This window comes from Frigidibacter sp. RF13, from assembly GCF_026626305.1.
Classification (GTDB): domain Bacteria; phylum Pseudomonadota; class Alphaproteobacteria; order Rhodobacterales; family Rhodobacteraceae; genus TMP-24.
This window is the reverse complement of record NZ_JAPNUE010000011.1, coordinates 23,824-38,743: the sequence shown is the minus strand read 5'-3', so window position 1 is coordinate 38,743 and position 14,920 is coordinate 23,824. Positions and strand designations below refer to the sequence as shown.

At 63.9% G+C, this 14,920-nt stretch carries 14 protein-coding genes and 1 riboswitch; of the genes, 8 read left to right on the top strand and 6 right to left on the bottom strand.

Annotation, left to right across the window (positions count from 1 at the left end; translation table 11 throughout):
* Window positions 1-48: 48 nt before the first annotated feature.
* Complete coding sequence (locus OU426_RS16050; RefSeq protein WP_267635094.1) at window positions 49-1,008, bottom strand: porin; 960 nt, start codon at window positions 1,006-1,008, stop codon at window positions 49-51.
* Between the two features lie 276 nt (window positions 1,009-1,284).
* On the opposite strand from OU426_RS16050, the gene OU426_RS16045 reads away from it, so the two are divergent.
* The 5 genes from OU426_RS16045 (at window position 1,285) to OU426_RS16025 (ending at window position 7,153) form a co-directional block, all read left to right on the top strand.
* On the top strand, window positions 1,285-1,836 hold the full coding sequence (locus tag OU426_RS16045) for a DUF3576 domain-containing protein (RefSeq protein WP_267635093.1): 552 nt from the start codon (window positions 1,285-1,287) through the stop codon (window positions 1,834-1,836).
* Between the two features lie 95 nt (window positions 1,837-1,931).
* Window positions 1,932-4,562 (top strand): leucine--tRNA ligase, encoded by a 2,631-nt coding sequence (leuS, locus tag OU426_RS16040; protein ID WP_267635091.1) that lies wholly within the window; start codon window positions 1,932-1,934, stop codon window positions 4,560-4,562.
* On the top strand, window positions 4,549-5,046 hold the full coding sequence (gene lptE / locus OU426_RS16035; RefSeq protein ID WP_267635090.1) for an LPS assembly lipoprotein LptE: 498 nt from the start codon (window positions 4,549-4,551) through the stop codon (window positions 5,044-5,046). Before leuS ends, lptE begins: the two co-directional genes overlap by 14 nt.
* Complete coding sequence (holA, locus tag OU426_RS16030; protein ID WP_267635089.1) at window positions 5,043-6,065, top strand: DNA polymerase III subunit delta; 1,023 nt, start codon at window positions 5,043-5,045, stop codon at window positions 6,063-6,065. The genes lptE and holA overlap by 4 nt, the downstream gene beginning before the upstream one ends.
* The gene (locus OU426_RS16025; protein ID WP_267635088.1) at window positions 6,062-7,153 is read left to right on the top strand and encodes an HPP family protein; all 1,092 of its coding nucleotides are present in this window, start codon (window positions 6,062-6,064) and stop codon (window positions 7,151-7,153) included. Before holA ends, OU426_RS16025 begins: the two co-directional genes overlap by 4 nt.
* 806 nt (window positions 7,154-7,959) lie before the next feature.
* Here the strand turns inward: OU426_RS16025 and OU426_RS16020 are convergent.
* Entirely contained in the window at window positions 7,960-8,922 is a 963-nt protein-coding gene (locus OU426_RS16020; protein WP_267635087.1) for an IS1595 family transposase, read from the bottom strand.
* A 103-nt stretch (window positions 8,923-9,025) separates the two neighbouring features.
* Between OU426_RS16020 and OU426_RS16015 the strand changes: the two genes are divergently transcribed.
* Window positions 9,026-9,274 carry a DUF6471 domain-containing protein gene (locus OU426_RS16015; protein WP_267635086.1) on the top strand — a complete coding sequence of 83 codons (249 nt, stop codon included), beginning with the start codon at window positions 9,026-9,028 and terminating at the stop codon, window positions 9,272-9,274.
* A gap of 490 nt (window positions 9,275-9,764) precedes the next feature.
* On the opposite strand, the gene OU426_RS16010 is transcribed toward OU426_RS16015, so the two are convergent.
* From OU426_RS16010 to cobO, 4 genes are all read right to left on the bottom strand, one after another.
* Window positions 9,765-10,088: a hypothetical protein gene (locus tag OU426_RS16010; protein WP_267635085.1), complete on the bottom strand. Its 324-nt coding sequence runs from the start codon at window positions 10,086-10,088 to the stop codon at window positions 9,765-9,767.
* A gap of 129 nt (window positions 10,089-10,217) precedes the next feature.
* The gene (locus OU426_RS16005; protein ID WP_267635083.1) at window positions 10,218-11,660 is read right to left on the bottom strand and encodes a cobyric acid synthase; all 1,443 of its coding nucleotides are present in this window, start codon (window positions 11,658-11,660) and stop codon (window positions 10,218-10,220) included.
* Window positions 11,660-12,274 carry an HAD family hydrolase gene (locus OU426_RS16000; RefSeq protein WP_267635082.1) on the bottom strand — a complete coding sequence of 205 codons (615 nt, stop codon included), beginning with the start codon at window positions 12,272-12,274 and terminating at the stop codon, window positions 11,660-11,662. Before OU426_RS16000 ends, OU426_RS16005 begins: the two co-directional genes overlap by 1 nt.
* A gap of 260 nt (window positions 12,275-12,534) precedes the next feature.
* Window positions 12,535-13,167 (bottom strand): cob(I)yrinic acid a,c-diamide adenosyltransferase, encoded by a 633-nt coding sequence (gene cobO / locus OU426_RS15995; RefSeq protein ID WP_267635081.1) that lies wholly within the window; start codon window positions 13,165-13,167, stop codon window positions 12,535-12,537.
* Window positions 13,168-13,205: 38 nt separating this feature from the next.
* Window positions 13,206-13,424, top strand: a riboswitch (cobalamin riboswitch).
* 86 nt (window positions 13,425-13,510) lie between these two features.
* On the opposite strand from cobO, the gene OU426_RS15990 reads away from it, so the two are divergent.
* Window positions 13,511-13,873 (top strand): DUF1636 family protein, encoded by a 363-nt coding sequence (locus OU426_RS15990; protein ID WP_267635080.1) that lies wholly within the window; start codon window positions 13,511-13,513, stop codon window positions 13,871-13,873.
* Complete coding sequence (cobW, locus tag OU426_RS15985; RefSeq protein WP_267635078.1) at window positions 13,870-14,919, top strand: cobalamin biosynthesis protein CobW; 1,050 nt, start codon at window positions 13,870-13,872, stop codon at window positions 14,917-14,919. The genes OU426_RS15990 and cobW overlap by 4 nt, the downstream gene beginning before the upstream one ends.
* Window position 14,920: the final 1 nt, after the last annotated feature.

The following is a 14,920-nucleotide window of genomic DNA, read 5'->3' as shown; positions in this document are numbered from 1 at the left end:
AAGAGCGGGCGAAAGCCCGCTCTTCCGGAAGTTCATCCGATCCGTGGATCAGAACGAGAGGGCGAGACCAGCCGACCAGGTCTGATCGCCGCTGCCGTTCGAGGACGCGGCATCGCCGTCGCCGTAGCCGACCTGTGCAACCGCACCGCCGCCGAGGTCGTAGTTGACCACGAGGCCCCAGCCCGACTGATCGCCAGCCGCGCCGAGATCGAAGGTGCCATAGTTGGCGCCAACGGTCAGAGCACCCGAGGTGTAAGCAACACCGAGGCCCCACCAGCTCTCAGCAACCGCGCCCGAACCGGTCGCGGTCAGGTCGCCGTCGGCAAAGCCGAGGTTCGCCGAGAAGCCACCGGCCAGAGTCGCGCCGAGCGAAACGGCGGTCACGTCGACCGTGCCGTTCGACTGATGACCGATGCCGGCCGACACTGCAGTGCCGCCCATGTCGCCCGACCATTTGAAGCCGAGGCCGAGGACCGCGTCGCCGGTCCCGGTGTCGTCGAGCTCAGCCGAGATCGCCACACCGAAGTCACCGAACGAGTACTCGTAGCGCATGACTTGGCCGTCATAGGTGCCGTCGAGGCCGGTGTTCCAGTAGGCGCCAGCATGGGTCGAGTGGTCGTCGTTGATCGCCGAACCGGAGTAGATTTCCGACACAGCCCAGTCGAGCGCACCGTCGGTGTCACCCAGGGTGACTTTGCCGAAGGAACCCGACACCCAGACTGCATGCTCTTCAGTGCCCGAGCCGCGGCCGGTGTGCGAGATCGGGTCGCCACCGGTGGCGTTGGCGTCATCACCAACTTCATCAAGGTCGATGCTCGCGCCGAACGACAGGCCCGAGTCCGATTCGCCCGAGAGCGTGAAGGTCACGTCGAGATCGCTGTGGAACTGAGTGTCGACGGCGTCGCCGCCGAACACGCCGATTTCGGCGTAGCCCGAGAGGCTGACTTCAGCGGCCGCTGCGCCGGCGAAGCCGGCGAGAGCGGTGGTCGCAAGAAGGATCTTTTTCATTTCGTTTTCCCTCGTTGTGTCAAAGGTAGGCCCAACTCAGGGGAATCCGAATTGGGTATGGACCTCTATTTCTCCCCTCGGTCGGGTCAATGCAATCGAAAGGGGCAGGCGGCCGGGAAGAACGGGGGCGATGGTGCAGACTTGCCACAGTCCGACCCGCCCTGCCCCGGGGGGAAAAGCCTTGTCCGGCACGGGGGCGTCGGCTAGACAGCCTGTGATGATGAATTGGACGGGCAAGCGGGTCTTATGATGCGGGCAGTGAAGGAGCGGGCAGGCATGCGGAAAACGGCAGGGTCTCTCACGCGCGCGGCGATTCTCTGCACGCTCGTAGCCGCCACCGCCTCTTGCGGCGGGATCGGCAGCGGCGACAGCGGCCTTTTCGGACGCCGCAACAAGGTACCGACCGCCGATACTGCGGAAAAGCGCGCCGTCGCGCTCGAACAGCGGACCAACCTCGACAAGATCAACGGCGTGAAAAAGCGCCGCACGATCTGGGATCTGTTCTCGGGTCAGGATGACCCGAACACCACGGTGAAGGTGAACAAATACCTCTGGCAGGCCTCGCTTGAAGTGCTGAACTTCCTGCCCATCGAATCGGTCGATCCCTTCTCTGGCGTGATCGTCACCGGCTACGGCACACCGCCCGGCGGTGGACGGGCCTATCGCGCGACGATCTATGTGCAGGATCCCGCCCTCGACGCCCGTTCGCTGAAGATCGCGCTGGTCAACCGCGGCGGCGGGCCGGTCGATGCCGCGACCGCCCGCGCGGTCGAGGATGCGATCCTGACCCGCGCCCGCCAGCTGCGCATCCGCGACGGCAAGCTGTAAGCACGCCGGACTTTCCGCAAGAATGACGGGGCCGAGGCACTGGACCTCGGCCTTTTGCCCTGTATAACCGGCGCGATCCGTTTTTGAGGCCAGACATGTCGCGCTACGATCCCGCAAACATCGAACCGAAATGGCAGAAGGCCTGGGACGAGGCCGGGACCTTCCGGGCCGTGCGCGATGCGTCAAAGCCCAAGTACTATGTGCTGGAGATGTTCCCCTACCCCTCGGGTCGCATCCACATGGGCCATGTGCGCAACTATACGATGGGCGATGTCGTGGCGCGCACCAAGGCCGCGCAGGGCTTCAGCGTGCTGCATCCGATGGGTTGGGACGCGTTCGGGATGCCGGCCGAAAACGCCGCGATGGAGCGTGGCGGCCACCCGAAGGACTGGACCTACGGCAACATCGCCGACATGCGCGCCCAGATGAAGCCCTTGGGCCTCTCGATCGACTGGAGCCGCGAGTTCGCCACCTGCGACCCGGACTATTACGGCCAGCAGCAGGCGATGTTCATCGATTTCCTCGAGGCGGGCCTCGTCTACCGCAAGGCGGCGGTGGTGAACTGGGACCCGGTCGACATGACGGTTCTGGCCAATGAACAGGTGATCGACGGCAAGGGCTGGCGGTCGGGTGCTGCGGTCGAGCGGCGCGAACTGACGCAATGGTTCTTCCGCATTTCAGACTATTCAGAGGAGCTTCTGGAGGCGCTCGACGGCCTGACCAACTGGCCCGAGAAGGTGCGGCTGATGCAGGCCAACTGGATCGGCAAGTCGCGCGGCCTGCAGTTTGCCTTCGACACAGTCGGTGCGCCGGAAGGCTTTGAAAAGCTTGAAGTCTACACCACCCGCCCAGATACTTTGATGGGCGCGTCCTTTGCCGCCATCTCGCCCGATCACCCGCTGGCGAAAGCCCTGGAAAGCGACCCGAAGGTCGCGGCTTTCGTCGCCGATTGCCGCAAGGGTGGCACCTCTGCCGAGGAAATCGAGACGGCCGAGAAGATCGGCTACGATACCGGGATCAAGGTGAAGCACCCGCTCGACCCCAATTGGGAACTGCCGGTCTGGATCGCCAACTTCATCCTGATGGATTACGGCACCGGCGCGATCTTCGGCTGCCCAGCGCATGACCAGCGCGACTTCGAATTCGCGACCAAATACGCCCTGCCAATCAAGTCGGTCTATGTTCCCGCCGATGAGAGCGAGCAAGCGCTCGAAGAGGCCTATGTGCCGATGAAGTCCGAGCGCGTCCGTTATGTGCGCGGCTTTGCCGGGGCCGATCTGCAGAACGGCGACGAGGCCATCGCCGCCGCCATCGCCCACGCCGAGGCGAACGGCTACGGCGAGGGCGTCACCAAATACCGCCTGCGCGACTGGGGCATCTCGCGTCAGCGCTACTGGGGCTGCCCGATTCCCGTCGTCCATTGCGACACCTGCGGCATTGTGCCGGAGAAAAAGGAAAACCTGCCGGTCGAGCTGCCCTATGACGTCTCGTTCGACAAGCCAGGCAATCCGCTCGACCGTCACCCCACCTGGCGCGACTGTGCCTGCCCGAAATGCGGGGCGGCCGCCAAGCGCGAAACCGACACGATGGATACGTTCGTCGATTCGTCCTGGTATTTCGCGCGCTTCACCGCGCCGCATGCCAAGACGCCGACGGTGATGGCGGATGCCGATTACTGGATGAATGTCGATCAATATATCGGCGGGATCGAACATGCGATCCTGCACCTTCTCTATTCCCGCTTCTTTGCGCGCGCGATGATGCAGACCGGCCATCTGCCGAAGAAGGCAATCGAGCCGTTCAATGCGCTTTTCACGCAAGGCATGGTGACGCACGAGATCTACATGACGCGCGATGCGCAGGGCCGCCCGGTCTATCACCTGCCCGAGGATGTCACCATCTTCAACGTTGCTGACCGCCGGATCGTCGTGCCGGGCAACGTGCCGCCGCCCCTGGACCTGATAGACGACGTTGACGCCTGGGTGCGCGCCCTCAGCGATGAAGGGCTTCTGGTGGAAGTCGTCCCTTCGGCCAAGATGTCGAAGTCGAAGAAGAATGTCGTCGATCCGATGAATATCATCGCCCAGTATGGCGCCGACACCGCGCGCTGGTTCGTGATGTCCGACAGCCCGCCCGAGCGCGATGTCGAATGGACGGCCGCCGGGGCGGACGCGGCCTTCAAGCACCTGAACCGGGTCTGGCTTCTGTGCGACCGGATCGCCAGCCTGCCCGAGGACAAACCCGGCACCGGCGACGAAGACCTGATGCGCGCCACCCATCGTGCCATTGCCGATGTGACGAAGGGGATCGAGGGCTTTGCATTCAACAAGGCAATCGCGAAGCTTTACGAACTGGCGAATGCCATCCAGCGGTCTGATGCCTCGAAAGCCGCGCAGCGGCAGGCGGTGATGGTGCTGGCGCAACTGATGGCGCCGATGACCCCGCATTTGTCCGAGGATATCTGGGCCTATCAGGGCGGCGAAGGGCTGGTGGCCAATGCGCCCTGGCCCAAGGCCGATCCGGCGCTGCTGGAGGACGATACCGTCACGCTGCCCATCCAGATCAACGGCAAGCGCCGGGCGGAAATCAGCGTGCCGAAAGACATGCCGTCTTCAGAGATTGAAAAGATCGCGCTGGCGGACGAAGCTGTGATCAAGTTCCTTGCCGGTCAACCGGTGAAGAAGCTGATCGTCGTTCCGGGCCGCATCGTCAATGTCGTCATCTGACCGCCGCACCTTCCTTGGCCTGATCGCCGCCGCGCCGCTCGCGGCCTGCGGCTTCACGCCTGCCTACGGGCCGGCAGGCCCGGCGCAGGGGATAACCGGGCAGATCGGCATCGCCGACCCGACCGATCGCAACAGCTTTGACCTTGTCGGGCGCCTGCAGGAACGGCTCGGCCGATCCCGCAGCCCGCGCTGGCAGCTTGGCTATGCGATCACGACCGGGTCAGAAGGCCTTGGCATCACCTCTGCAAACACCATCACCCGCTACAATGTTACCGGCAGCGTCAGCTATCGTCTGACCGATCTGGCCAGCGGACAGACGGCCACACAGGGCACGGTGAAAAGTTTCGCCTCCTATTCCGCTTCCGGCACGGTCATCTCGACCGCCGCCTCGGAACGCGATGCCTACGAGCGGCTGATGCGCATTCTCGCCGATCAGATCGTCACCGACCTGATCGCCACATCGGCCAGCTGGTCGGGCGCATGAAGCTCGCGGGCGCCGCCGCGCTGCGCTATTTCGCCCGGCCAGAGCCCGACCGTGCAGGCCTTCTGATCCACGGTGCAGATCCGATGCGCGTGGCTCTGAGGCGGCAGGAGGTGATCGCGGCGCTGGTCGGCCCGGAGGGCGAGGCGGAGATGCGCCTGACCCGCATTCCGGCCTCCGATCTGCGCAAGGACCCTGCCCTTGTCCAGGATGCGCTGAAAGCGCAGGGCTTCTTCCCCGGTCCGCGCGTGGCCTTCGTCGAAGAGGCAGGTGATGGGATCGCGCCGGTCCTGAAAGATGCCCTCGCCGACTGGCAGGCGGGCGACGCGACGCTGATCGTCACGGCGGGCACGCTGACCAAGGCGTCCGCGCTCAAGAAGCTCTTCGAGGATCACGCCAACGCCTATGCCGTGGCGATCTACGACGATCCGCCCAGCCGGGAAGAAATCGAGGCTTTGCTCGCCAAGGCCGGTCTTCGCCAGATCGGGCGCGAGGCGATGACCGACCTTCTGGCACTCTCCCGCGATCTCGACCCCGGCGATTTCCGCCAGACGGTCGAGAAGGTCGCGCTCTACAAACATGGCGATGCGTCAGATCTCACCCCTGCCGATGTCGCCGCCATGGCACCTGCCACGATCGAGGCCGAGGTGGACGATGTGCTGCATGCGACCGCCGAGGGCAATGCGAGCGCCGTCGGCAAGCTTCTGCGTCGCCTTGAGGGACAGGGGGTCGGGCCCGTCACGCTTTGCATCGGGGCGATGCGTCATTTCCGCACCCTGCACAGCGCCGCCTCCGACCCGGGCGGCGCGGGCGCAGGCATCGCCCGCGTGCGCCCGCCGGTCTTCGGGCCCCGCCGCGACCGGATGCTGAAACAGGCGCAGGGCTGGGGCATGCACCGGCTGGAACAGGCTTTGTCAATCCTTGTGGAGACCGACCTCACGCTCCGCTCCGCCTCGCGCGCGCCGCAGATGGCGGTGATGGAGCGCGCGCTCATCCGGCTTTCCATGATGAACCGGCGATGACCCGACCGAGCCTTCGCCTGCGGCGGATCCTTCGCGCACTCGGCCCGGCGCTTGCGCGGCCCCAGCCCGCCGAGATGCTGCGCGCAGCGGTCGGCGCGGGTCTTGGCCTTCTGGCCACCGGCTTTCTGACGCTTCTTCTCTCCGGGCGGATCGGGGCACCAACAGGCATGCTTCTCGCGCCGCTCGGCGCTTCGGCCTTCCTGATCTTCGCTGTCCCGAACAGCCCGCTCGCCCAGCCCTGGTCGGCGGTGGTAGGCAACGGCCTGTCGGCGCTTGCGGCGCTTGCGGTCGCGCAGCTGGCGCTCGACCCGGCCGCGGCGGTTGCTCTATCGGTCGCGACGGCGGTCCTTCTGATGATGGCGGCCCGCGCCATGCATCCCCCCGGCGGCGCCGTGGCGCTGCTTCTGGCGCTGAACCCGGACCCGGCCCATGGCCTCGGGTTTGCGCTTTACCCGGTCGCGGCCGCAACCGCCTGCCTTGCGCTGACCGGAACGCTCTACAATCGGGCGACGGGGCGGAAATACCCGTTCCGCCAGCCGGCGGAGACCGGCGCGCACCAGACCCTCGACCGCGCCCCCGACCGGCGCCTGGGCCTTTCGGCCGAGGATCTGGGTCGGATTCTTGCCGATCTGCGGCTTGCCGCCAACATCGGGCCCGAGGACCTCGCCCGCCTCATTGGCGCGGCCGAGGCAGAGGCGACCGCCCGACATGTCGGCGGGCTGACGGCTGCTGATGTGATGTCGCGTGACGTGGTCAGCATCCGGCCAGACACCGGCCTTGCCGACCTTACGCGCCTCTTCCTTGGCCATGGCTTCAAGACCCTGCCGGTCACCGACGAGAGCGGGCGCTATCTCGGCCTTCTGTCGCAGGAGGGTCTTATCGCGCCGCACGGCGACGAGGCTACGGCGCGCGAGATGATGCGGACCGACCTGCGCGCCGTCGGTCCTGCCATGCCACTTGCTCCACTGCTCTCTGTCCTGGCAGATGGCGGCCAGCAGGCGGTGCCCGTGGTCGAGGGCGACCGCCTGGTCGGCATTGTCAGTCGCACCGACATGATCGGCGCCCTGGCTTTTGCGTTGAGACGCTGATCCGATTGCGGCGGCTTGCAGCGCCAAGCCTATCTCTCAGGCCCCGCGCCTGCGCGCGGGACCTTTGGGCGCCTCCGGCGGGAGTATTTCCGGCCTTATGTATCAACCGCACCAAGCATAACACCCCGGAATCCTGTACTAAAGCCCCATGCAGGACAGGACGATAGATAACGCGCTACTGGCGTTGCACCGGGCTGGTGGCCCACAAGCGGCGCTGGCGCGGCAGATACTGGCCATGCGCGGGGTCCGGTTGCCGCGTATGCTGTATGATCGCCCACTTTGCCGGGGCAAGTGCAAGCGGTTGATGCTTGCCGCGCTGGCGGATGGCCCTGTGACCACGGCATTAGCGACAAAAAGAGTAATGGAGGCTGTTCCCGGCATCAGCCGTAGGCAGGCGATGCAGCGCGCTTATCTGGCGCTGCGCAGGCTTGAAGCGGCTGGGATAGTGCAAAGGTGTGGGTGGGTGTGGCTGGCCCCGTAGGGCCAGCCTGACAAGTTACTTATCCTTGTCCTTCTTTGGGCCTTTTGGCTTGCCCTTCTTCGTGCTGGCTGGCGGCGAAGATACCGAACTCAGTCCGAGTCCAAGCCCCAATGACAAACCTGGCACAGTCTCACCTCCTCTCGGGGTTTGACCGCTTTGGGGCTTGCGCCGGGACCGCCCGGAATATAGAATTTTAGAGTGATCACGATGCTCGTCCTTACACGGTCGGGTTGCTACTTGAGGCGGGGTTCACGGCCCCGCCTCGCCAAAAATACCACCATATCTCGTATGAGTCGAATCGAGCGCCGCAAAACCTGCGAACGGTCTAGATTGCCCGCTGCCAGTAGCCCTTCCACGCCCGGCTGACCGGCGATTGCATCGCGTTGGCGACCAGCCCATAGGCCAGCGATCCGTTGTCGGTGCGGCGGTTGTCTTCCAGCCACGCGGCTTGGTTCGCGTACTGGTGCAGGTACTTCGGGCTGACATGGTGATGCTGGCCCTGCACCATGCGGCGCAGGCGGGAGAAGTAGCTTTCCGCCCAGTTGGTATGCTTGCCGTGGTCGCTGTAGGCCAACGAGTGATTGATGCGATCAACCGGCCAGCCATCGTGCAGCATGTCCCAATGCGAGGCTTCATCGGCTGACAGGGTGGCCATACGGCTCACGTTCTCATGGACCAGCGCCACGCCTTCGGCTTCCGCCATGGTGACCTTGGGAAGGGTGCGGCCAAGACGCTCGCGCATCACGACGACGACGCGGCGCTTGCCCGTCTGATGTTCTTTCAGACGGCGGTCAACACGGTCCTCTTTCAGGTTCTCGGGGCGGATATGGCCGCCGAAATAGGCGCCATCAATCTCAACGTGCCCGTCCAGAACTTCACCGGTCTGCACTTCAAGCGCCATCGCCTCGCGCAGCTTGTGGGCCAGCACGAACGCTGTCTTATACTGGCAATCCAGATCGCGGCTCAGCTGCAACATTGACAGGCCCTTGGTGGCGTTCACAGTGATGCATATCGCCGCCAGAAGATCGACAAAGGCCATCTTGCGGCTGGCGAAGATCGTGCCAGACGTGACCGAGAATTGACGCAGGCAAGCCTTGCATTTGAACTTGCGGCGGGTGGTGATCTTGTAGGTTTCGACGCAACCGCAATCGGGGCAAACCGCCTCGCCATCGGTTTCAGCCCAACGCATCTGGCAAAACGTCTCATAGGCCGCTTCCTCGCCATCGCGATAGATTTTGCGCAGGCTGAGCGTCCGGGCGGCGGCTGAGAGAAGGAAGTGTTGGGCCATTGTCATCATATCCAGTGATATTACTCACCACATATGAGGACTTGTGTAACCAAATGCAAGGGCTTATATCATCAAATATGATGATTTTCTGCATAGGTGACCCGTGACAGAGTCCAGTCGAAAGCTGAACCCGATTAACGTCGAGTATGAGGAATTGGCGAAGAACCTGCTGAAGGGAGAGTTGAAGCGCCGGGGCGTGACCTACGGTCAACTTGCCGAGAAGCTTGCGGCTATGGGCATCCATGAGACGGAGCGGAACCTTAACAACAAGATCAGCCGGGGCGGCTTTTCGGCGGCGTTTCTGTTGCAGTGTCTAAAGGCAATCGGTTCTACTGTCGCGCATATCGATTAGATGCGGTTATTGCCGGGTTTGCATTTCAATCTCTCTCGCGGAAGCCTTGATATTGCTTACCAACGAGTGGCGACGATAGAACGCCACGGCACCGACTATCAGAAAGATGAACCCGAATATAAGGAATGTCTTTGGCCCGTGCTGGAGGAGCACCTGGCCTAGCGGGCTCAGTTGAGACATTCCACCATCATCCGGCATCGTTTCTCTAGTCGTCAGAAGCGATAATGCTGATCCAATGCTGGCGGTCCCCAACCCTATCCAGATATTTGTGAATGTTACCAGTGTTCCCAGATGGTTCAATTCGCTATCAGCCACGGGGTAATATTTCATGGTGCGCCCCATCGGCTGGTTGTCCAGTTGAGCGCCTGTTCTAGTATTCGCTGATTGAGGAATCGTTCCTGAGTTGCTTGGCTTTGACGGGCGTACACTATAGCGGCGCTGTGGCGGCTTTCCTGAGTGCGCCTTATCGGGGCTGGTTCCCGACGATGTGCTATTCGGCTGTCGCGCCACGCGCCACCTCGCCACCCGCGACCTCTTGGACTTGGACGGTGTCGCTTAGCCACTTCATCAGCTGCGCCAATGTGGCTGGCGTCATTGTTAGCCGCGCGACAAACACCCGGCTCGGAGGGCCTTCCGCGTTCTCTAGGTTCTGGCTCAACTGATAAGCGTTGATGCGGACTACGTCGTTGTATACCGCAAGGCCCTGAAAGCCATCGCAAAATATCAACGGAGCGTCCTCTGGCCGAACGGCCACGGGCATTTCCTCGAAATTGAAAGATGCTGCCTGTATCGGAATATCTGGCTTCTCTGCCATGCTCCCCTCCATTTTGGCAGAGCATGGCATAGCGCGGTACTTTCTGTGGAGTCATTTCATCGACTCCCGCGCACTTGGTGCGTTTGATACATAAGGCCGAGTATTTCGGGACAGAACGTGAGGGCAGTTTCAGCGGGCCAGTCCGAAGAGGCCCAAGACGTCGAGATGCGCCTCGACATGGTCGGCAAGCCTTTCGAGAACCGCCTCAACCTCGGCGCCGTAACCGAGCGCGGAGGTTGCGCCGAGCCTATGAAGAAAGGCCGCACGGAAGGCGTCGCCCGTGAACATGCCATGAAGGTAGGACCCCATGATCCGCCCGTCTGCCGAGACCGCGCCTTCGGGATGGCCATCGACTTGGGCGAAAGGCCGTTCGCGGTCCGGCCCATCGGTGCGGCCGATATGGATCTCGTAGCCCTCCATCGCCGCGCCGGTTGCGGCGTGGGTGGCACTTGTGCGGGTCAGGCGTTTGTCGGGTGTCATCACGGTTTCGACGTCGAGCAGGCCGAGGCCTTCGCTGTCGCCCGCCCCGCCCTCGATCCCCTGCGGGTCACGGATCAGGCGACCGAGCATCTGGTAGCCGCCACAGATGCCCAGAACATGGCCGCCACGCCTGACATGGGCGGCGATATCGATAGCCCAGCCCTGGGCGCGGAGGAAAGCCAGGTCGCCGCGCGTCGATTTCGATCCGGGGATGATCAGCAAATCGACATCGCCGGGCAGTGGCTGCCCAGCGCGAACCATGGTGAGGCGCACGCCGGATTCGAGCTTCAGCGGGTCGAGATCGTCAAAATTGGCGATACGGCTGAGCGCGAGGCAAGCGACATGCAGGCCGGTGCGTCCACCGCCGGACAGATCAAGCGCATCTTCGGCCGGAAGTTTCCCTGCCTCGGCGAACCAGGGCAGCACGCCGAAGCCGCGCCAGCGGGTTCGTGCCTCGATCAGCCGGTAGCCATCATCGAACAGGCGCGGATCGCCACGGAACTTGTTGATGAGGAAGCCCGCGACCAGTGCCGCATCTTCGGGGTCAAGCACGGCCTGTGTTCCAACGATCTGGGCGATCACCCCGCCCCGGTCGATGTCGCCCGTCAGAACGACCGGCACGTCGGCCGCCCGCGCAAACCCCATGTTGGCGATGTCGCCCTGCCGCAGGTTCACCTCGGCGGGGCTTCCCGCGCCCTCGACGATGACGAGATCATGGGCGGCCTTTAGCCGGTTGAAGCTTTCAAGAACCGCTCCCAAGAGCTGCGGCTTTAGTGCGCCATAGTCCCGTGCCTTGACGGTCGTCAGCCGCTTTCCCTGCACCACGACCTGCGCGCCAACATCGGTTTCGGGCTTCAGCAGCACGGGGTTCATGTCGGTGTGCGGCTCCAGTCCGCAGGCGAGTGCCTGCAACGCCTGCGCCCGGCCGATCTCGCCGCCGTCGACGGTGACGGCGGCATTGTTCGACATGTTCTGCGGCTTGAAAGGGGCGACCGACAGCCCACGCCGCCGGGCAGCCCGGCAGAGGCCCGCGACCAGCATCGACTTGCCGACATTCGAGCCGCAACCCTGGATCATCAAGGCCCGCGCCATCAGCCGATTCCCAGAGTGCCGGGCAGGCGATGGCGGGTTTCATCAGTGAAGTGAAAGGCCTGCCAGCCCAGCCGATGCGCCGCGGCGACATTGGCCGAACTGTCGTCGATCAGCAGGATTCGGCCCGGCTCCACTCCGGCCCAATCCTCAATAGTCGCGAAGAACCCGTCATCAGGCTTGGCCACGCCCATCCACCCCGAGGCAAAGATCCGCTCGACGCGCGCGCTGAAGCCCATCTTCCCCTCGATATAGGCCGCGCGGCGCGTCTCGTTGTTGGTGCCGATCACCTTGCGGCCCCGGCAAAGATCAAGCAGCGCACCGGTTTCAGTATCGGGAAGCGCGTCCTTCTCGAACCAGTAGTCGAGGAACATGTCAGTATCGATTGCCGCACCCTGCTCGTGCAACCAGTCGGCCACCACCTCCCGCAGGTCGAGCTTGCCTTGGACCACGCTGCGGATGCGTTCCGAACCGAAGACGAAGCTGTTGAAGGCCCTCGGGTCCAGCCCGAGGTCGTCGCGCAGACGGTTCTGCCAGACAAAGCTGCCACGCCGGATGTTGCGGTTGAGCACACCATCGAAATCCCAGACGACCAGATCGAAAGCAGGTCCTGCCATTTTAGCGCCTGGCCTTTCCCGCACCAGCGGGGGACTTCGCGTCCCCCGCACCCCCTGCGGGATATTTGCGCCACAATGAAAGGGCGGAGGAAAGAGAACACCCCGCCTCGGGCGGCGTGAACCGGGGAGACGGGGTGCCTTCACTGTGGACGGTCATCGGCTTCCCAGCCTGTACCGTAAGGAGCGATTCACCACGAATTCCTTTCATTGTGGTTAAAATATCCCGGGGGGTCCGGGGGGCTGGCCCCCCGGCCTCTGCCTCAGAACTCCACGCCCTTCTGGCCCTTGATCCCTGATCGGAACGGGTGCTTCACCAGCGTCATCTCTGTCACCAGATCGGCGATTTCGATCAGCTCTTCCTTTGCGTTACGGCCGGTCAGAACGACGTGGGTCATTGCGGGCTTTTCGGTCTTCAGGAACTCTACCACCTCGCCCACATCCAGATAGTCGTACCGCAACGCAATGTTGATCTCGTCCAAGAGCACCATCCGGTTCCGCTCATCCCGGATCAGCTCCTTGGCCTTTTCCCAGCCCTTCCTCGCAGCGGCGATGTCGCGCTCCTTGTCCTGGGTTTCCCAGGTAAAGCCCTCGCCCATCGCATAGAACTGGCAGAGATGTCCGAAGTTCGCCTCGATCAGCGTCCGTTCCCCGGTGGACCACGCGCCCTTGATGAACTGGACAACAGCAGAGGGCATTTCATGGGCGATACAACGCAGGATCATCCCGAAACCGGACGACGACTTGCCTTTGCCCGCCCCGGTATGGACGATGATCAGGCCCTTCTCACCCTCCTTCGTCGCCATGATCTTGTCGCGCGCGGCCTTCTTCTTGGCCATCTTGCTGGCATGGCGCGCGGCATCGTCCAGGGTTTCGGTCGTTTTCGTGTCGGTCATGGTCCCTTCCCGTGCTTGACAGGCTTCCGGGCTTGGCCCACAGGGTGGGCATTGCTGGTTCCTGTCCTATGACAGGCGAAGAGGGAATGCGACAGGGAATGCGACCGTCAGGCGCGCGATCCCGAAGTGCAGCCGCCCCCGCGACCGTGACCGGAGAGGTTCCAAGGCCACTGGGCGTCAGCCCCGGGAAGGCGGGGGCCGGGGGGCGAAAGCCCCGCTCCGCAAGCCGGGAGACCTGCCAGCAGGACGAAAGATGAAGGGCGGACGGGGTGTTCCGCGACCGGCTTGGGCAAAAACCGCCCCCGCAGGACCATTCCCCCGCCGAAACGAGAGGAAGAGCCGCGTGACCGTCACGCTGTCCGTCTGCCTGACCTGCCGCCGAGCGTCCGCACCCGAGGGCGAGGTTCGTCCCGGCACGGCGCTGCATGCGGCGCTTCAGGCCGCAGGCGCGCCCGCAGGCGTGGTGATCCGCGGTGTCGAATGCCTGTCGGCCTGTGACAATGGCTGCAGCGTCGCCCTCTCTGCCCCCGGGCGCTGGGCTTATGTCTATGGCCATATGGACCCCGAGGTGCATGTGGCCGACATCCTCGCCGGTGCTGCCGCTTACGCAAACGCCCCCGACGGGATCGTGCCCTGGCGTGAACGGCCCGTCATCTTCCGCAAGCAGTCGCTTGCCCGCATTCCCCCTCTGGAGCCCGCCAAATGACCGATCTGCAGAAAATCCCCGTCACCGTGATCACCGGCTTTCTCGGCGCGGGCAAGACGACGCTCATCCGCCATCTTATGCAGAATCCGCAGGGCAAACGCCTTGCCGTTCTGGTCAATGAATTCGGCACCGTGGGCGTCGATGGCGATATCCTGAAGTCCTGCGCGGACGAGAATTGCCCGGCCGAGAATATCGTCGAGCTGGCCAATGGCTGTATCTGCTGCACCGTGGCCGACGATTTCATCCCGACGATCGAGGCGCTGATGGCCCTGCCGCAGCGCCCCGACCATATCCTGATCGAAACTTCGGGCCTCGCCCTGCCGAAGCCTCTGCTGAAGGCTTTCGACTGGCCCGCGATCCGTTCGAAGATCACCGTGGACGGGGTTGTGGCCTTGGCCGACGCCGAGGCCGTCGCGGCGGGCCGGTTCGCGCCCGACGAGGGTGCGGTTCAGGCCCAGCGCGCGGCGGACGATTCCATCGACCATGAAACGCCGCTTTCGGAAGTGTTCGAGGATCAGATTTCCTGCGCCGACATTGTGCTTCTGTCGAAGGCCGATCTCGCGGGTGAGGTGGGCCTTCAAGCCGCTCGCGCGGTGATCGAGGCAGAGGCGCCGCGCAAGCTGCCGATCGTGGCGATGGAGGAGGGCCGCATCGACCCGCGCCTGATCCTCGGGCTCAATGCCGCCGCCGAGGACGACCTCGCCGCACGTCCCTCGCATCACGACGGCCACGACGACCACGAACATGACGACTTCGACACCGTCGTCATCGACCTGCCCGAGGTGACCGACCCCGAGGCGCTCAAGGCTGCCATCGTCCGGCTGGCACGCGAACAGAACATCCTGCGTGTGAAGGGCTACGTCGCGGTCACCGGCAAGCCGATGCGGATGTTGGTGCAAGCTGTTGGCGAGCGGGTGCGGGCACAATATGACCGGCCCTGGGGGGCCGCGCCGCGTGCCTCGAAGCTCGTGGTCATTGGCGAACATCACGACGTGGACCCGGACGCGATCCGCGCCGTGCTGATCCCCGAGGGCGCCGAGGCCTGAA